The sequence below is a fragment of the Bradyrhizobium sp. USDA 327 genome (assembly GCF_041262065.1).
GTDB classification, from domain to species: Bacteria; Pseudomonadota; Alphaproteobacteria; order Rhizobiales; family Xanthobacteraceae; genus Bradyrhizobium; species Bradyrhizobium liaoningense.
The window spans coordinates 6,355,314-6,372,888 of the sequence record NZ_JBGCCW010000001.1 but is presented as its reverse complement, the minus strand read 5'-3'; the positions used below and the strand labels follow the sequence as shown (position 1 = coordinate 6,372,888).

Here is a 17,575-nt window from a genome sequence, read left to right as displayed (position 1 = left end):
AAGGTAAACTCACAGAAACCATCTTACACCGAGTTACTGACACCCTCCGCGCCGGCCTCGTGCGCCACCCGCAAGCTCTCGGCCAGCAACAGCTCCAGCTTGTCGCCAAGCCGCTTGCGCCAGTGGCTCAGGTCCGAGCGCTCGTGCGGGAACACGTGCTGGAAGAACTCTTCGCCGGTGAAGTACTGGAAATATGGGTCGTGGACCCAGCGCTCGCACACCCCTTCATCGGACAGGCCGTAAATGTGCTTGAGCAGCAGCAGCCCGATCATGAAGCGGGTCGCGATCCCCGGCCGACCATTCTCGCTATAGAGCGGCGCGATCTCGCCGTCGATCCAGTCCCAATCGACCTTGCCGGCGAGCTGAACCAGCTCGTGCTTCATATTGATGATCTGGTCCAGCCTGGCCCGGAACAGATCGCCCGATCCCATCGTCCTGTGCTTCTTCGGTCGCATCGCCACCTCCGATGCGACGACGGAATCATGACTGGCGATTCGACGGAATCCTGAAAATGAAATTGCAAGGTTCCGATGCCCGAAGCATCAAAACCCTGCAATCGCAAAACAGTCCAGAAAGACAAATGCGATTCTAGCTCAATCGCTTAGCCGCTCTTCACGGACGACTAGATAGCCATTGGCTATCCTCATAACGTCGGCAACGATCGCTAGCGATCGATCCAACCCCAAGGCACGAAGGCTGAGATCGAACAAAGTCAGCGCAGTATCTTGAATATATTTTTCCGAGTCGGATGCTCGATCGCTATTCATCGCCAAATTGTTCTTGAAGACGCTACAGTGCAGTGCCAGAGCCTGGAAGTACGAGTTCGCCGCCTCCACGGGGTTGTCAAAAGCGTTCTCCCGCCCTTGATGGTTTAGGAGAAGCGCTTTGTAGGCTGAAAACTGCACCTTTTGTGCCGCTCGTACGACCGGCCGGAAACAACAAAATCGCAAATTTCCAGACATTGTGTGAAACCTATTCCAGAATTGCGTTCGGCAAAAAACCAACAACGCAGATGCTCGATGGGTGGCGGAAACCTTGTGCCAAGAACGAACTTGAATGCGGCGCGGGCCTCCTGCAGTTTTGGCGGCTGCAGAGCGCTCGCAACGTAACCATAAACTGACTTAAAATGTGGGTGCTCGGTGATGCTGGCGGGAAGCTTCGAATCATGTACGAGATCCCAGGCGCTATCTAAATAGACAGGGTCTCCAAGCCGTTTGCCCTTGCGAATAAAATCACTTGTGCGGATTGCAAGGCGGGCTATTTGCGGTACCTGTGGGAAGTACGCTTTCTCGAATGTTTTTACCCTCGCCTTAATAACTGAGATTTTGTCCAGTCGCTCCGATTCCTTGAGCACGAAGCTCCGCGTCAATGTGTCCAGGTTGTAAGAAGCAGGCGGCCGGAGCCTTACTGACGATGTGGATCCTTCATCCAGCTTGGCTTGCCAATGATTACCTTAGGCGCGTCGATGATGGATGCTGGATTGAACCCGGGATCCATCGGGAACGTATAATCCGCATGATTGCCATCCGTGATCCAGCCGGTCGCATAGAGTGTTTCCAGATAAGGATTATCGGACACCAGCACGTCGGCATAGGGCAGCAGCGCGCCAAAAGTGGCACGAAAATCCATGTCCGGACGGCCGGGTAGGGTGATCGGCACGCCCTCAGCGCTATAGTAATACTTATAGCCGTTAACGGAGAACGCCTCGGAGATATAGGACGTTGTGAGTGGTGTACTGGCGAACTTCTCGCCTGCTGCCTGGAAGGCTGCGGCCACCTGGTTCATCTCGTCGAAGGTGGTGGTCCCCTTGTAGCGGCTGATTTCCACCATGGCGAGGGCGCCCAGCCTATCAAGAGAGGTCAGCCAATCGCCGGCCTGGGTCACCGCATCATCGTCGATGTAAGAAGACTGGACGTCTTCCATCCTGAGGAGCACCGGGATCAGATTGAGCCTGCCGTTCGGCTGGACCGTGACATTGGCCTGCACCAACGCATCAAATACTTTGGTTGTCTTCTTTTCCAAGCGCGCAACGACGCGATCGGTAGTCGGAACATGGCTGGAATAGATCTTTATGCCGAGATGGTTGCGCACCTCAGCATTCTCCGGCGCCGAGAGTAATTTGATTGCCGCGATCGTCGATAGCTCGTCCTTGGGATCGATGATGACGTTGAATTCCTCGCCGTTTATGTTCTTCTCGCGAACGTAATCGAGGATACTCTGCAGGTCTTCCATCTTTTGCGGATTACCTTTGCGGTCCAGTGCGGGCGTGCGCTCATTGGTAATGGGATTCCACGTCAAGAGGGTCATCTGCCTGATTTCCGCAGTCGTGACGTCCGAAATCAGGCAATTGCCCGGATCTCCGGTAACTCGCCCTAGTGTAGTGTCATGCATAATCCAGGCGTGGCCGTTCTTATCAGCGCGAATATCGAGCTCAACGGCATGGAAGCCGTGCTTGAGCGCGTTGTCTGCGGCTGAAATGGTGTTTTCGAGAATGCCCTTGGAGTTATCGAACAAGCCGCGGTGCGGCAGTATCTGCTTTCTATGGGGATCGATGCCGCGAGCTTTGATCTCAGCTCCCGTCAGGAAAAGATCCTTCCCGTAACTGGAGGCGTCGATTTCGGACTCTGCGTCGCCAACTGCGGGCCTGTCCAGACCGAAGCTGGGCTTCCAATCGGCCTTATTGCCGGCCGCCAACCACTCGGTGATCGTCTTATTGACGGTGCCGTCGACCGGGTCGTTCGGATCATTGGAGCCAAATTTGGCAGTTGTCTCGCCACACGCGGAAACCGGTAGAGTGATGGGCTTACCGGCCGGTTGCGCCTCGCCGATTTGTGCTTGCGTGCCAGCGCTCGCCTTGTCCCCCGCAACAGCGTTGGTGCCCCCGTCGACAAGCATAGAATGGTCAGTGAACCCGCCAGCCGTGGATGAGGCGACAACCATGGCCACAACGAAGCCGAGCCGGACCAGTTGTTTGCACCACCGGCGGCACGCGGCGAGAGAGAGAAGGTTGCGAGAGCTGATCAGAACTGTCCGTCGCGCCATATGAGCGCTCCCCCTGCTGAGAATTCGCTGTAGTTGCTGTTGGACGTAGCTCTACAAGCTTCTTAAGAACGGATCGAGTTCTCAGGAAACGATCATCGTCCGCGTTGACGTTGCTTCGATAGAGAAACGCGCTTATAGCCATCGCCGGTTGATGGTCATTTAGGTGAGCAGATCTGGCCGAGGTATTGCAGCAGTGGTCAGGTCGGCCGCGTAAGGGTGATCGCAATCTATGGTATGCCCGAGTTCAGGAGTGAAACAACGCTGCGGCTCGCTGATAAGTGCTATTGAGTGTGAGGGTACAGCAGCCAGTTGCACCACGATGGTCCTTCGCGCGGGTAGCCGGTAAGGAGCACAACAAGCAGTGTCGGTGCCGGCGGGAGCGTCGGCAGTTGGCTGTAGTTGCCTTGCAGGGAGGACGTGACACGAACTGACAGCTTGAGTGATGCTGCCGAAGCCTTGGATGCGCCTGCTCGGCGCGTCGACCACCAATTCAGCTTGAAGAGTTTGCCTCCGGGGCGGCTTTCGCCAATCTGATAGCAGGCGTGAAACAATCCCGACATGGTCTTTGGTTGTCGTATCGGGCATAGAGCTATCCTTTCCTATCTGAGAGAATTGATCGGGTGATCGGGAGGGTGTCAGTAACTCGGTGTAAGATGGTTTCTGTGAGTTTACCTTTGACAGGAGACTCACATGGCTACGGATTTTTCACCTGAGATTTTGGACCAGCTTCTTGCCGGGGGCAGCCTCAAGCCAGAAGACTTAGCCGGCGAAGACGGGCTTTTCAGACGACTGAAGAAGGCGCTTCTGGAGCGCGCACTGGGTGCGAGCTGACCCACCACCTTGGCTATGAGAAGGGCGACCCGGCGGGCCGCGGGTCGGGCAACAGCCGCAACGGCACAAGCAGCAAAGCGCTGTTGACGGACGACGGCGAGATCGAGATCGAGGTGCCGCGCGACCGCGCCGGCACGTTCGAACCGGTGATCGTCGCGAAGGGCCAGACCCGCTTCGACGGCTTCGACGAGAAGATCATCAGTCTCTACGGGCGGGGCATGACGGTACGGGAGATCCAGGGCCATCTGGCCGAGCTCTACGGCACCGAGGTGTCCTCCGATCTGATCAGCAAGGTCACCGACGCGATTCTCGACGAGGTCCGCGAATGGCAGAGCCGGCCGCTGGAAGCGATCTATCCGGTGGTCTTCTTCGACGCGCTCAGGGTCAAGATTCGCGATGAGGGGATGGTCAAGAACAAGGCAGTCTACGTCGTGCTGGGCATCACTGCATCGGGCGAGAAAGACGTGCTCGGGCTTTGGATCGAGCAAACCGAAGGCGCCAAATTCTGGCTCAAGGTCATGAACGATCTGAGGAACCGCGGCGTCGCCGACATCCTGATCGCCGTCGTCGACGGTCTGAAGGGCTTTCCCGAGGCGATCAACAGCGTCTTTCCCAAGGCGATGGTCCAGACCTGCATCGTGCATTTGATCCGCAACAGCCTATCCTTCGTGTCCTGGAAGGATCGCAAGGCGATCCTTCCCTCGATCAAGGCGATCTATCATGCCGAGAATGCCGACGCCGCTCTGCTCAGGCTCGAGGACTTCGAAGCCGAGTGGGGCAAGCGCTATCCCGCGATCGGGGCGGCCTGGCGCCGGGCGTGGGAGCACGTCATTCCGTTCTTCGCCTTCGCGCCGGAGATACGCAAAATGATCTATACCACCAACGCGGTCGAGGCGCTGAACCGTTCGCTGCGCAAGATCATCAAAACACGCGGCAGCTTCCCCAACGACGAGGCGGCGATGAAGCTGCTTTACCTCGCCATCAGAAATGCCGGCATCCATTGGCGACGACCGGTTGCATGGACGGCCGCAATGGGCCAGTTTGCCATCCAGTTCGGCGAGCGCTTTGCGGGCTCAGCGGACTGACCCCATGGGGTCAGTCCGCTGACCCCGCAAACCCCTCACAGAGACGCTCTTACACAAAACTTCTGACACTCCCGTGATCGGCCGTGTTCATCCGGCCAACTGCCGCACGTAGTCATCAGATTTTTCCGCCGGAATCAGGCGCGTGCCATTGCTACCGGACACGACGATTTGCGGCGCGTAATGGCCGGGGAAGCTGCTCTTGACCGAGCAGGGCGTGGACCTATCACCGAGCGGTCCCGTCCAGCCCATCACGTCGATCTTCACGCCGCCGACCCAATGCGGATCGCGCACTAGTTCCTGTCGTGAAGTTCGGCGCATCACCCTCAACCTCGGCCAGAAACACCCCGAAGCCGTCGGGTCCGTGGATGAAGGTGGCTTTTGCCCTGTTGAACGGCTCCGTCTAATAGAAACCCGTGATTGTCCTCCTGGTGAGCTGACGACGCTGCGCAGGATCCCTGCACGCCTGATGACCAGTGCGGCGCTGGGCTGGTGTCCGCCGGCGGCCGCAAACGCGTTCTCCCCGGCAGGGATCTGGGACCTAACCAGCAATGAGTGTGCCACTAGAGAATTTGCGCAGTGAATGCTTCAATGGAGCTAGAAAGGTGCGCCTCGCCCGCGCGGGTCTAGAGGCTCAGGGTCAAGTTGTGGACATTGTGTGATCGACCTGGCACAGATGAACACGACGACACCGGCATCAGCTTGCTGCGCGACCAGTCTAAGGCAACCGGTTATATGCAAGCTAATCGGGTCGAGCACTTTCAACTGCAGCACACGGCGCTCGCATCATGCGGTTCCAGAACCTACCGACCCGCCGTGTGCTGCTTCGAGTAATCCCAACGGATTGAGCTAGCCTGAGAATGTTGGCAGTCGCACGCGGTTGTCAGCTTTGCGTCCATTGTTGTCGACCCGATGCTCGCCATCCCTGTAGGATCAGCATTTTCGCTCCGGCACGCCGGTTGCTCTATTTCTGGCACCCTTACCCCCAAGCGTGGCAAGAGCAGCGATGAAAACCTGCGGGTCTGATCACGTCCCCCGGTGATAGGTCTCCGGCAAAAATTGCTAAGACGAGCAGGCTGCGTTTCTTTTCAGAGATGACGCAGCGAATTAGGAGTTCGGCACCTCTTTGGACTGACCATGTTCGCCGTCTGTTACGGCTATATCCGCGTCGGGCTTTCGATCGCAAATGCAGTAGAGCCACGGCAGTACGGTTTGTAGATTCGTTGTCTGCGCTTGCGGGAGGAGCTTGAGCAATTCGGGTTTGATAAGGCCGAGCGCAGCCGAGGGCTCGAAGACCCCGGCGATCACGAGGCCGTTCCTTATCCAACGTGTCTTTCAGCGTCGAGCCTTGCAACGGGAGCGCGCGGTTTCGTCGCGCCTAGAGTGGAATATTAACATTGCAAACGTCTAGGTTGTATGCAACCATAGGATCGGGTCTCAGAAACCGAAGACAGCATCAGTGGCCATCAATGGGCCAGCGTGCTAACAGCCCCGTTCGGCGGGGACGGTGCGCCCGTGTCCAAGCGCACCCCAAAAGCACATTGGCCGGTCACGATTACGGTTTCTGAACCCCGGCAGCCAGTCCGCTACCGGCATCAGAGCTAAAAGCAAAATCCATGAACCATCAGCGAATCTCGCGCCGCGTCGTGGCGATCGCTCGCGTCTGCAGTCTCGAAGTTCTGCACGACAACGAAACATCTCGGCAGAGGGCCGACCGGTTGCTGGCGCCGCACAAGCGGCGCAACCGTTGTCCGTTGTCAAATGATTTGAGGCTGATTAGGCGGCTGGCGAAAGGAGCGTCTGGCTCCTCAGGGGTTAGAGTTTAAGCGGCCTGCACTCGATGCTGCGAGCGACGGTTTGCGTCTCATCGGCGCCATCCTGCTCGAGCGGCGCCCAAGTTGAGCCCCCCCGACGCACCTTCCGAGCGGCCTGTTCGCCGTCAGGGCCTGTGAGACAAACACGGGGATTTTGCGAAGGGAGGATTTCTGGTTCATCGTAGCCACCAGGAGCGAAGATGAAACAGAAATCCGGACCGGGCAAAGCGTCGGCAGACCAAGTGCTAAAGGACATTCGGCGCCAGACCCGCCGGCAGGGTACCGTCAAGTTAACGAATTGGAGCGGCGGGCCGGGTAGACGAGCGGCATGCGGACTGCCAAGGACCCTCTTTATCGCCGCCATCGCTTCCCGCCGGAAGTGATCAGCTATGCCGTTTGGTTGTATTTCCGGTTTCCCTTAAGCTTGCGGATGGTCGAGGAAATGCTGGCGGCGCGTGGCATTGGCGTAACTTATGAAACCGTGCGCCAGTGGGGACGGAAATTCGGCAAGCCGTTCTCCGATCGGATCCGCCAGCGCGCTCCCGCCCGCGGTGACAAATGGCATCTGGACGAGGTCGTCATCTCGATCGCGGGCGAACAACATTGGCTCTGACGCGCTGTTGACCAGAATGGCTCGTTCTCGACGTCTTGATCCAGCGCCGAAGAGACTCGCGCGCTGCGCAGCGGCTCATGAAGAAGCTCTTGAAATCCGCCGGCACGCCGCCGCGCGTGATGATCACGGATAAGCTGCGTTCGTACGGCGCTGCGAGGGCGAAGATGGGCTTTCACGTCGAACATCGCCAGCACAAAGCTCTCAACAATCGGGCCGAGAATTCTCATCAGCCGACGCGGCGACGCGAGCGGATCATGAAGCGTTTCAAATCGTCCCGTCAGGCTCAACGGTTTCTGTCAGTTCACGATCAGGTCGCGAACCTTTTCCACATCCCTATCCCCGAGCCGCCACCGCCGCCTTCCGTCGTGCTTCGCGCGAGCGAGCCTTCACGACTTGGCGCGAGATCTCCATGACAAGCGCTATCGCCGACTCTCGACCTCTGAGAATCGCCTCCTTCGGCTCGACGGCCGATTAAGTTGACGATGCCGCCGTGCCTGGTCGAAGCATGCGCCTACCATGCGCGCGCCGAGAATGTTGGTGCGCACAAGCTGGCTGCCTGCGAAATGCGTTCCGCGGCAGTCGGCTTCACCGAGATTGGCTTCGCTAAGATCGGTCGCACTGAAGTCGGCGTTAATGAGCGTTGCTCCGGTCAGTACGGCTTTCACTAGTTTTGCGCCGGCCAGGTTAGTTCCGTTCAGCTTTGCGCGTTCGAGAAAGGCGCCGGAGAAATCCGCGTTCGCGAATCGCCGCCCCGAGAGGTCGGCGCCGGCGAGATCCCGACCAGCAATCGTGCCGCCGCGCCGGAACTCTTCTTCCGCCAGATCCCCCAGCGCATGCGCCACGGCCGGTGCCAGCATCGGGTCAGGCTTGAGCGGCTTGAGTGAGGCGCGCCTTGTCGCAGCCATGCCCGCTGCCAGCTGACCTTCCGCTTTGTCGATCTCGGTTCGCAGGACGGTCAGTGCTTTCGCAGATGCCGTTTTCGCCGAGGCGATCCCTGCCTCCAGATCAGCAACGTTTGCCGTTTGATCCGGCGCATTCAAAGCCCCGAGCGGCCCGCGGTCATCGGATGGTAACGCAGGAATGGCCCTTCTGAGCGCTACTTCAGCATCAGCGAGCGCCATACGCGCGCGTTGAGCGGAGTCAGGTGGTGTACCAGAGGCCTCGATCCGCGCCAGTATTTCGTCAAAAGCCGAGCGTTGCGGCACCTCGGGCTTAACGTCCCGCGCTTCTTCGGGCAGTACCAGCCCCGGAATATCCGGAACTGAAAATGCGTTATCCGATATCGCGCCGCGTATTGGCTCTAGCGGTCGTCCAGCCGACAAGTTAAAGAACCGAGCATGGGCAAGTTCGAGTTGCTCATGCTCATCAAGCGATGAGCTTACCGCATCAAGGAGCTCGCCACGCCATTGTTTCGCGCGTTTGAGCTTGTCTTCGATATCGCCGATGAGGGCCGGATCGGTGTCCGGTAACGCTGGCAATGCCAGAGCATGCTCAAAGTGTGCATCCAACGACTCCGCCGCATCCGCGGAGGACAGCGCCGCAAACAAGGCGTCGACATCGCTCGATACAGCGTTTCCACTGGCGACCTTCTCATAGGCCGCGCGTATGGGTTGATACTGAGTTTCCAGCTTCTCGACATCGGAGTCTGCCTTGGCTTGTACCTTCTCCATAGCGTCGAGAATCTCGACTAGTAGCTCGTCACAGTGATTTTGACGGTTTGATCCCGAGCTAGGTTAGGATCGGCAAGTTTTCTGGGGGCACGAGGATTTCGATGCTTCTGGGGCACCGGCTCGACGGCAAATGAGTCCATTTCGTTCGAGGGTGACAATCATCTGGTGGACCGAAGGCGGGCTGGCGAGAAGTGGGGGGATGTCCCGATCGGTGTTGAACTACGTCGGGCCGGCGTTTCCGGAATGAATGTTATGCGACCCTCGTGATGTGGGCAACGGGCTTGATCGTCATGCGATCGTGGTGAGCGTGAAGGGCCGCACGCAGAATCGCCAATTGCTTATGTGCCTTCAATCGTCGGAAGCCCTTGTTGGCCTCGATCATGCCGGCGGCGACCCATCGCAAGGCCATACCGGCATCCCGCCAGCGTTTGACGTTGCGCGTGACGCGGCGAATGGTGCCCATCATGTTCTCGGCGATGTTGGTACAGGCGAGCGATCGACGAAGCTCCTTCGGCAGCTTCAACCGGACGACAGTCAGGATTTCGTCGAGGCCTTCGATGATGCTCGCCGCTACGCCGGGCCATTGCTGGACGACGCGCGAGATTGCGGATCAATTTTTCGGCCTTGTCAGCGTCATCGAGCTCCCAGGCCTGGCGCAGCACCCGACGGGTGGCCGCATGATGCTGTTTCGGCAGGCGTTCCATGATGTTGCGCGCCTTGTGGATCTGGCAGCGCTGGATCGTAGCGGCCGAACCAAAGGTGCGGCGGATCGCCTTCGACAACGCCTTCGCGCCATCGACGATGAACAGCCTTGGCACCGTGGGGGCGAGCCCGCGCGAGACCAGATTGTCCAGCAGGGCTTGAACCGTTGCGGCATTCTCGGTCGCCCCTTGTATGAGGCTTCTTTTGTCAAGAAGTTCGGCAGTGCAACGCATGTCTTGTCCTTCGTCAGTTTCTTTGTTCGATCTGAAAGCCCGTTTCTTCGTCCCGACCCGCGGCAGCGCCAGGCCGTCGCGCGCAGGGGCTGTCAAGGTTGGCCGGCGGACCAACCTTTCGAGATGCTTCGCTCTTGCGAGGCCATACCTTGACAGCTTCGAGCACGCCGGCACGGTGGGTGCGGTCGGGATGACGATCAGAGGGGAGCCCGCTTTCGGGCGCGGATCAGTCGCGCCACAACCTTGTATCCGGTGGGTCCAGGGACCCGAACCATGATGCAGTCATGCGCATCGGCAGCGAAGCTCCGAGGCGGCGGACCCATTCTTCCTCTCGGCATGACAGCCATGGGGCAACTCGGGACCCCGCCACCTCGAACCGTCATCGGCGGCCCGTCACAAGCGGACGGACTGGGCCGAAACTGTCGGGTGCCTTCAGTGACCTCCGTTCATTGCGCCGGGCGCAGAACGACGCCGTCCGGTACCACGCCCTCGCGCACCAGCCGCCACAGGACGATCAGAAGCTTGCGCGCCAAGGCCACGATCATGGTCTTGCGAGTGCCGCGGGCGCTCTCAGTGCGGCCTCGAAACCACTGCGCCAAGGTGCTGTCCTTCTGGAACATGAGAAATCGCCACGCCAATTGGATCATGCCGCGTCGAACCCGAGCGTTGCCGGAACGGGCCAGCCCTTTCTCTCGCCGTTTTATGCCACTCTCGTCGGGCGAACCCGTGAGGCCCGCATAACGTGCGACGGCCCGTCGATCGCGCATGTTTCGCGCCAGCACCTCCTGCACCAGCATGTCGGCCGTCTCGATGCCAACCCCGATCACCCGCGCCAGTAGGAGCACCATGGCGTTTGGTCCATCACCGGGCGCTTGCTCGATGCGTTCCAGGCGAGCATCCTCGATTTGGCGGATCTGATCATTGATCAGCCGGCGGCGCTCCATGTCGCGACGCAGCTCAGCCAACATGTTGGGCAGTATTGGCTCTCCCTCAGGAGTGCGCAAATCTTCAAGGCGTCCGGCTGCCTTCTTTAGCTTGGGATTGAAGCCGCGGATGCCGAGCCGAATTAACGCTGCTTTCATTCGGTTGACGACCCGACTCCGCTCTCCCACGAGGCTCTCGTGCTCGCGGTTGGGCCGCTTGGCGTCTTCGTCCTTGATTGTCGGGATCGCCACCATCTTGCAGTGATCACGCTCGCCGCGCAGCCAGCCGAGAAAAGAGCGCTTGAGCAAGCTGGTGTCGAGCCGATCGGTCTTGGCGCGCCGGTGCTCGCGCGATACCGCGACGCACGATGCGTGAATGACGTGGACCTCAATATCATGTGCCCTGAGCCAGCGCGCCAGCCAGAAGCCGTCACGGCCGGCCTCGAAAGCGACAGCGATGCGTTTGATGTGATGCCCAGCCTTCGCCGCTTCATCTCGCCATCGATGCAGCAATTTCAGCAATGCGCTCTCATCGACCGCGAGCTTCTTCAATGGCTGGCGCTCGACACCAGGCACAATGCCGGCGACGAGCCCGCTCGACAGGCTCAGTTCGATAACGGCGATCAGCGTGCCGTCCGGATCGAGTGGGCTCGGGGATCGGCTCAGATCGTTCAACTTTTGCATGGGGCGCTCCATCGGTTCACATTAGCAACGATAGATGCAATATCCTCGCCACCGCCCCATAGCATCTTCCACCAGCGCCAGCGGATGCTTGTTGCCTTCGCCGTCAACCCCGATCGCGGCGACCAGCACGAGATCGTCGCCGAGATGCAGCCCGTCGATTTGGACCACCAGAAGGTCGAGCGCGGACAGATCGGCAGCCATGAAGTCGGCCAGCCGCGCCGCCGACAGCGCGACGAACCTCCGCGAGGCCGCCGATTTCGAAATCCCCGATCCGAGTGGTGCCGGAACGTCACCCTCCGGGAGCCGGACAGCGCGGCCGAACCGGCGCGTCGACACATTGATCAGCATCAGGTTCATCGCCCAGCGACCGAGCCAGTCCTCCTGCGCCGCCGTTTCCCAGCTCGGGATCATGACCTCGCGGCCGTCCACGCCCCGGACCCGCGGGCGTTCGACCTCGATCTTGCCGCCGTGGAAACCAATCCGTCCCCGCGTTCGGCCCCAACGGTGCGCCCGCCGCGCCGCATCGCGACCGTGGCGCGGCCCGCAGGCCCCCGTGACATCCGCCTCCATCATCGTGCCGAGCGCCTCGATCCCTGCCGCAAGGCAGAACCGGTCGAAGCTCGCCCCCACTTCCGCAAACGCTTCGTCCACAGCCCCGGTCGCCGGCCAACCAGCCGGTGTGATATCTCTTGTCATGGCGTTGCTCTCCTTTGTGGAATCAGCACCCGAGCCTACCGGCTCAAGGTGGGCAACGCCGACCTCTTCAGAAATTCAACAGAACCCGGGACATCCCCTTTTCCGGGGAGTTATTTGGCCGTCTTGACAGCCCCTGGGGAGCGTTCTTGAAGAGCAATATTGGCACCGGGCGCTTCAACAAGGGAAACATAAACAATGAAGATTGGGGCATTCCCGAAGAAGAACTGTCCTACATCAACAACGTATCAGGCCAAGCAAACGGAAGGTTCACGTATTACACGGCGGACCTAGGTTACGACTTCCTGCGCGGCGCCACCTACAAGGTCGGAGGATTCATGGGGTGGACCTATTACGCCCAGAGCTCCGACTCGATCGGATGCATGCAGATTGCCAACCCCATGTCTCCATGCCCGGCGGCCCCTGATCAAATCATTGGCAGCCAGAATACTCAGTGGAATGCAGCTCGTGTCGGCCTAAGCGCCGAAACCATGCTGACCGAGCACTGGCGCTTAAACACCGATGTCGCCTACCTGCCTTGGACCGATTTCAAAGGGCGTGACAGTCATCTCTTGCGCCCGACGACCACCTTCATTGATCAACGTGGCAATGGTGGCGGAGGCATCCAGCTCGAAGGCGTGTTGTCCTACTTCATTACCAAGAACTTCAGCGTCGGCGTCGGCGGCCGCTATTGGGCCATGTGGACAAAAAAGGACAGCGATATGATATGCACAGGCTGTGATGCTCCGGGAACCGTTGCGACGCAGTTTTCGAAGTTCAGCATGGAGCGCTGGGGCACGTTCTTTCAGGCGTCCTACAGGCTCGATTGAAAAAGGTCACACCTACGGCCAAGCTCCAAGCCTCTTCGATGCTAAGAAATGGCACGCATCGAGTAAGGATCATCAGCCGTGCCCTTGCCGGTCGCGGCCCTTATCCAGTTGGAGCAGTTCAATCTTGAGCGCATGGTCTCGGTAGCCAAGGACATCAGCGCATTGTGCGCTTCGGTCCATGACATCGCGCCAGCGGCGTATCGCTCGACGATGTTTGCGAGAGTAGGCGTGCCATTGCGCGAGGTACTCGGGATCTAGCCGATTGACAGCCCCATCTCGCGCAACGCGCTGGATCAGCACGGCCTAATCCTTGTAAGGCGGGACGCCGGGCGGCGGGGGATCTTCCGGCATTGAGCGTTCGGCGGCCCCTGTTCGGCCTTGTTCGCATGGCGCCGGTTCTCGTGCTCGTCTTCTTTCGGCTTGCCTGCCTTGGCACCCTCCGTGTTAGCGGCGCCGGGTCGACATCGCCGGGATGACCGCGATTGCGGGGTTTAGCGTCATCTCCTGCCGCATCACCTCAGCGAAGTCCTTGTAGGGCGCCGTCAAGTTAACGAAAAGGCAAAAACTTGCTGTTCGTCATCGATGCTCACAGAGCCGAGCTTTTCCGATCGTTGGCCGAACCGGGCGCGGTCGAAGGCCTTCAGGATCTGCGTAAATACCTGCTTCAGGATATGCGGCACTTCAATCGATTAGCCTGACCTCGACGGCTCTGTACTTTGAGCGCCATTTGTTGAAGCGACGATCGAAAGACACGCGCGTCCCCGGCACCAGATCAGCCCCTGTGCAGTCGCGAAGGTCCGAAATATGCACGAACAAATCCATGCCACCCCAGTTGTCGGGTCTGATGAAGCCCCAGCCCTTTTCAAGGCTGTACGAAACTACCGTTCCAATCTGCATCTTTGATCTAACGTATGTTCGAAGCTATGGCATGGCCGCTTAGGTGCCGCAAGCCAGAGCAAACAGGCGGGGAGCGGACCAGACGCTCGCGGCGTTGAGCCCGCCTACAACCTCATCGCATCTGGAGCAATAGGTGATGGTACCCCGAACGGAGCAAGGGTTGTGCCGAATCGAGAATTGGAGGTTTTGCAGGGACTTCGTAGCCGGGCTGTAGAGTCAATGCGTCGACATTCGTCTGAAAGCTGACAATCGACGCTAATACAGTCCGCCCCCGGCCCCGCCAGGCTTCGGACCAATGGCAGGATCACGGTCCGGCCGAACTGTTTGCGGCAACTGAGCCATCCCGACGCGCCGAATTTACCGACGGGCCGAAGATGACGCGTCTGAATGCCAAGGGGCGATCGAAGCGCTTATCCCTTTTGGGAGAAAGAGTCCGAACTCGATGGAGGAACTCGTCCGGACCTCAACAGCGGAAGTCAAAGAGGCCGCGAGACAATGCAGTCCCGCGGCCTCGCCACCGGAATTTAGCGAAAAGACAGTTTAAGTATGAAATCCCTCAGCCGGTGTTCCTTCAGTAGAACACCGTGTTCAGAAAATTGACAATCCGGGCGGTTACGGGAACACTCGCCAAGAACCCGGCGCCTTGTTGATAACTCAAGTCATTTCGATCGCGTGGCAAAAGCCGCGGGCGGCGCGCCTGCGGCTTTTGCTTTGCCACACGTGATCACAGGAGCTTGTCGACGGCTCACCGAGCAGCTTCGCATTGTTCGTATCGGCCCTGCCCAGGCGCGCTGATTCGAAGCGTCCTGATTATCGAGGTATCCATTCGGCGTAGTCGGCGTAGGCCGCAGGGTTACCGCCTGAGCAGTCCAGGGTTCTCTTTGTAGAACCTGATCAGCTCGATGAGGTTTTCGATTCCAAAGTCGGTGAACGCCTGGATGCCGTGTTCTCCGACGCCATAGACCCAGATGACGCCGTCCTCGATCTCCATTTCGTTGGCGATGTCCCACAGCCAATCTTCGTCTTCGCCGAGGTCTTTCGCGACCTGGGTGATGGTGGTGACGTGATGGACCTTGTTGACGCGCGTGGTCATGCCGCTCGAGCGGAGAGTGCTGATGCCGGCGTCCAATTCCAGGGCAGAAGTTCGTCCAGCCGATGAGCCGGATGGGCGGCAATGCGGGCGAGGATATCGGCGAGCCAGGCCTGCGGGTCGATGCCGTTCATTTTCGCCGTTTATGCCGCCCGCCGAACCATGCCGAGTCGGGTCGTTTTCCCCAGATTTCTCGCTGACCGGCGTTTGGTCGGTTCGGCATAGTTCGTTCTGTGCCTCCGCTTTCAACAGCGGAGAACAGGAAGATGGAAGTTGAAGAGTACTTGGGCAGAAGCCGGCTGTATCGGCGTCTCAGAGCCGGGCCGCACGGACAGTTCGTCGAGCGCTACGCCGCTCGTCTCGTCGAACAGAGACTCGTTCGGCACGGCACGTGGCGTTGCCTCAACGTGGTTGGCGGGCTCCTGAGTTGGATCGCGGGCCGTCGCTACAAGCTGGTCGATCTCGATGAGCAGGTCGTTGAGCGGTACCTCCGACATCGAGGCGGGAGGCAGTCTATCCAACCCGGTGACCGAGCTGCGCTCAAGCGATGGCTGTCGGTGCTGCGCGAGGAAGGCGCGATCGCGCCGTTGGTGCTACCGCCTCTCACCCCGCACGAACGGATCTTCAAGGAGTTCGATGCCTACCTGCGATCAGAGCGCGGCTTGGCCCCGAGGTCCATCGTCCGCCATCTCCCAGTCATCCGCAGGTTCCTGCACGAGGTGTGCTCCGGCGGCGCCGGCGCCCTGTGCAAGATCAGCCAAGAGGACGTGATCAGCTACGTTGAACGCCACGCCCAGGATTGGAGCCCGGGAACAGGCAAGGCGATGTGCTGGTCGTTGCGTGCCTTTCTCCGTTACCTCCACCATCGGGGGCTGAACTCGCGCTCGTTGGCGGATTGCGTTCCATCAATGCGCCGATGGAAGCTCGCAACTCTACCGACCTATCTGCCTGCCGCTCAGGTGCGGAAGGCTCTCGACGGTTGCGACCGAGAGACGGTGATGGGACGGCGCGACTACGCCATTCTGTTGTTGCTGGCCAAGCTCGGCCTGCGGGCCGACGAGGTTGCGACGCTCACCCTCGACGATATCGACTGGCGCGCCGGCGAGATACTCCTTCGCGCCAAGGGCCGACAGCGCGCACGAATGCCGATACCGCCAGACATTGGCGCGTGTGTGGACGCCCCACTAAATGCAAGCAAAATTGAACTTCGGAACAGGCATGTGGTCGGGTGCTGACGTGTGTCCGGCCTCGTGATGCGACCTCGACACGTCGCGGACCCTTATGGAATGCGTGGATTGGATCCAATTCGGCTATGCGTGCTCTCTGGCACTCATCCACCTGTTGATTCTTCCAATCCCAGTCCCTGACCGATTGCCCATAATCCTCCGTTAGACCTTACCACATTCCCGACGTCTCTCGGCTTCTGGCCCTGCGTTACGCAGCGCCAGACGCTGGAGCTTGATAAGCGCCGACCATCAAGGCCCAAGCGATACGCGCCAATTTGTTCGCTAGAGCGACCGCGATCAGCTTTGGTGGCTTCTTCAAGAGCATTCTCGCGAGCCAGGATCCTGCTGGCGGTCCATATCGTCTTGCCCATCGCACCACGGCGGTGGCACCAAGCACAAGGAGGCGTCGGGGCATCGTCAACTTAATCGACCGCCGAGCCGAAGGAGGCGCTTCTCCGTTCGGGATTCGGCGATAGCGCTTGTCGTGGAGATCTCGCGCCAAGTCGCAAAGGCTCGCTCGCGCGAAGCGCGACGGAAGTCGGCCGTGACGGCTCCGGGATAGGGGATGTGGAAAAGGTTCGCGACCTGATCGTGAACTGACAGAAACCGTTGAGCCTGATGGGACGATTTGAAACGCTTCATGATCCGCTCGCGTCGCCGCGTCGGCTGATGAGAATTCTCGGCCCGATTATTGAGAGCTTTGTGCTGGCGATGTTCGACGTGAAAGCCCATCTCCGCCCTCGCAGCGCCGTACGAACGCAGCTTATCCGATCATCACGCGCGGCGGCGTGCCGGCGGATTTCAAGAGCTTCTTCATGAGCCGCTGCGCAGCGCGCGAGTCTCTTCGGCGCTGGATCAAGACGTCGAGAACGAAGCCATTCTGGTCGACAGCGCGCCAGAGCCAATGTTGTTCGCCCGCGATCGAGATACCAACCTCGTCCAGATGCCATTTGTCACCGCGGGCGGGAGCGCGCTGGCGGATCCGATCGGAGAACGGCTTGCCGAATTTCCGTCCCCACTGGCGCACGGTTTCATAGGTCACGCCAATGCCACGCGCCGCCAGCATTTCCTCGACCATCCGCAAGCTTAAGGGAAACCGGAAATACAACCAAACGGCATAGCTGATCACTTCCGGCGGGAAGCGATGGCGGCGATAAAGAGGGTCCTTGGCAGTCCGAATGCCGCTCGTCTACCCCTCCGCCGCTCCAATTCGTTAACTTGACGGTACCCTCCTCGATGCTTGAA

Annotated in this window: 11 protein-coding genes and 8 pseudogenes; 5 read left to right on the top strand and 14 right to left on the bottom strand. The window is 59.5% G+C overall.

Annotated elements, in window-relative coordinates; translation table 11 throughout:
- Window positions 1-47: 47 nt before the first annotated feature.
- From ABIA42_RS30175 to ABIA42_RS30160, 4 genes and pseudogenes are all read right to left on the bottom strand, one after another.
- Window positions 48-455, bottom strand: a pseudogene (locus ABIA42_RS30175) (transposase); the annotation flags it as partial.
- A gap of 416 nt (window positions 456-871) precedes the next feature.
- Window positions 872-1,354, bottom strand: coding sequence for a hypothetical protein (locus ABIA42_RS30170; protein ID WP_370118322.1), 483 nt, complete (start codon window positions 1,352-1,354; stop codon window positions 872-874).
- 50 nt (window positions 1,355-1,404) lie between these two features.
- Window positions 1,405-3,042, bottom strand: a complete 1,638-nt coding sequence (locus ABIA42_RS30165; RefSeq protein WP_370118325.1) for a glycerophosphodiester phosphodiesterase family protein — start codon at window positions 3,040-3,042, stop codon at window positions 1,405-1,407.
- 281 nt (window positions 3,043-3,323) lie between these two features.
- Window positions 3,324-3,602 (bottom strand): DUF1842 domain-containing protein, encoded by a 279-nt coding sequence (locus ABIA42_RS30160; RefSeq protein WP_370118328.1) that lies wholly within the window; start codon window positions 3,600-3,602, stop codon window positions 3,324-3,326.
- Between the two features lie 130 nt (window positions 3,603-3,732).
- Here ABIA42_RS30160 and ABIA42_RS30155 point away from each other — a divergent pair.
- Window positions 3,733-4,958 (top strand): annotated as a pseudogene (locus ABIA42_RS30155) (IS256 family transposase).
- An 87-nt stretch (window positions 4,959-5,045) separates the two neighbouring features.
- On the opposite strand, the gene ABIA42_RS30150 reads toward ABIA42_RS30155, so the two are convergent.
- Window positions 5,046-5,249, bottom strand: coding sequence for a hypothetical protein (locus tag ABIA42_RS30150; protein WP_370118331.1), 204 nt, complete (start codon window positions 5,247-5,249; stop codon window positions 5,046-5,048).
- 1,848 nt (window positions 5,250-7,097) lie between these two features.
- Between ABIA42_RS30150 and ABIA42_RS30145 the strand changes: the two are divergent.
- Window positions 7,098-7,857, top strand: a pseudogene (locus ABIA42_RS30145) (IS6 family transposase).
- On the opposite strand, the gene ABIA42_RS30140 reads toward ABIA42_RS30145, so the two are convergent.
- From ABIA42_RS30140 to ABIA42_RS30125, 4 genes and pseudogenes are all read right to left on the bottom strand, one after another.
- The gene (locus tag ABIA42_RS30140) at window positions 7,802-9,052 is read right to left on the bottom strand and encodes a pentapeptide repeat-containing protein (protein ID WP_370118334.1); all 1,251 of its coding nucleotides are present in this window, start codon (window positions 9,050-9,052) and stop codon (window positions 7,802-7,804) included. The pseudogene ABIA42_RS30145 and the gene ABIA42_RS30140 overlap by 56 nt on opposite strands.
- 250 nt (window positions 9,053-9,302) lie before the next feature.
- Window positions 9,303-9,951: pseudogene (locus tag ABIA42_RS30135) on the bottom strand (transposase); the annotation flags it as partial.
- A 482-nt stretch (window positions 9,952-10,433) separates the two neighbouring features.
- Window positions 10,434-11,594 (bottom strand): IS110 family transposase, encoded by a 1,161-nt coding sequence (locus ABIA42_RS30130; RefSeq protein ID WP_370118337.1) that lies wholly within the window; start codon window positions 11,592-11,594, stop codon window positions 10,434-10,436.
- 60 nt (window positions 11,595-11,654) lie between these two features.
- Window positions 11,655-12,290: pseudogene (locus tag ABIA42_RS30125) on the bottom strand (IS256 family transposase); the annotation flags it as partial.
- Window positions 12,291-12,436: 146 nt separating this feature from the next.
- Here ABIA42_RS30125 and ABIA42_RS30120 point away from each other — a divergent pair.
- Both ABIA42_RS30120 and ABIA42_RS30115 read left to right on the top strand, forming a co-directional pair.
- Window positions 12,437-13,117, top strand: coding sequence for a hypothetical protein (locus ABIA42_RS30120; protein WP_370118340.1), 681 nt, complete (start codon window positions 12,437-12,439; stop codon window positions 13,115-13,117).
- Window positions 13,118-13,195: 78 nt separating this feature from the next.
- Window positions 13,196-13,375, top strand: a complete 180-nt coding sequence (locus ABIA42_RS30115; RefSeq protein WP_370118343.1) for a hypothetical protein — start codon at window positions 13,196-13,198, stop codon at window positions 13,373-13,375.
- A 423-nt stretch (window positions 13,376-13,798) separates the two neighbouring features.
- Here ABIA42_RS30115 and ABIA42_RS30110 read toward each other — a convergent pair whose 3' ends face one another.
- The 3 genes and pseudogenes from ABIA42_RS30110 to ABIA42_RS30100 form a co-directional block, all read right to left on the bottom strand.
- Window positions 13,799-14,014 carry a cold-shock protein gene (locus ABIA42_RS30110; RefSeq protein WP_370118346.1) on the bottom strand — a complete coding sequence of 72 codons (216 nt, stop codon included), beginning with the start codon at window positions 14,012-14,014 and terminating at the stop codon, window positions 13,799-13,801.
- Between the two features lie 853 nt (window positions 14,015-14,867).
- Window positions 14,868-15,107, bottom strand: coding sequence for a hypothetical protein (locus tag ABIA42_RS30105; RefSeq protein ID WP_370118349.1), 240 nt, complete (start codon window positions 15,105-15,107; stop codon window positions 14,868-14,870).
- A pseudogene (locus tag ABIA42_RS30100) lies at window positions 15,104-15,247 on the bottom strand (transposase domain-containing protein); the annotation flags it as partial. The pseudogene ABIA42_RS30100 and the gene ABIA42_RS30105, both read right to left, overlap by 4 nt.
- A gap of 123 nt (window positions 15,248-15,370) precedes the next feature.
- Here ABIA42_RS30100 and ABIA42_RS30095 point away from each other — a divergent pair.
- Complete coding sequence (locus tag ABIA42_RS30095; protein ID WP_370118352.1) at window positions 15,371-16,339, top strand: tyrosine-type recombinase/integrase; 969 nt, start codon at window positions 15,371-15,373, stop codon at window positions 16,337-16,339.
- Window positions 16,340-16,538: 199 nt separating this feature from the next.
- On the opposite strand, the pseudogene ABIA42_RS30090 reads toward ABIA42_RS30095, so the two are convergent.
- Both ABIA42_RS30090 and ABIA42_RS30085 read right to left on the bottom strand, forming a co-directional pair.
- Window positions 16,539-16,739: pseudogene (locus ABIA42_RS30090) on the bottom strand (IS110 family transposase); the annotation flags it as partial.
- A 13-nt stretch (window positions 16,740-16,752) separates the two neighbouring features.
- Window positions 16,753-17,510, bottom strand: a pseudogene (locus tag ABIA42_RS30085) (IS6 family transposase).
- Window positions 17,511-17,575 lie beyond the last annotated feature (65 nt).

Bases quoted from the DNA above. Each gene is read 5' to 3' on its own strand.
- ABIA42_RS30160 (WP_370118328.1), bottom strand. From the start codon at position 3,602: ATGTCGGGATTGTTTCACGCCTGCTATCAGATTGGCGAAAGCCGCCCC.
- ABIA42_RS30165 (WP_370118325.1), bottom strand. From the start codon at position 3,042: ATGGCGCGACGGACAGTTCTGATCAGCTCTCGCAACCTTCTCTCTCTC.
- ABIA42_RS30110 (WP_370118346.1), bottom strand. From the start codon at position 14,014: ATGCAGATTGGAACGGTAGTTTCGTACAGCCTTGAAAAGGGCTGGGGC.
- ABIA42_RS30095 (WP_370118352.1), top strand. From the start codon at position 15,371: ATGGAAGTTGAAGAGTACTTGGGCAGAAGCCGGCTGTATCGGCGTCTC.
- ABIA42_RS30140 (WP_370118334.1), bottom strand. From the start codon at position 9,052: ATGGAGAAGGTACAAGCCAAGGCAGACTCCGATGTCGAGAAGCTGGAA.
- ABIA42_RS30130 (WP_370118337.1), bottom strand. From the start codon at position 11,594: ATGCAAAAGTTGAACGATCTGAGCCGATCCCCGAGCCCACTCGATCCG.
- ABIA42_RS30105 (WP_370118349.1), bottom strand. From the start codon at position 15,107: ATGACCACGCGCGTCAACAAGGTCCATCACGTCACCACCATCACCCAG.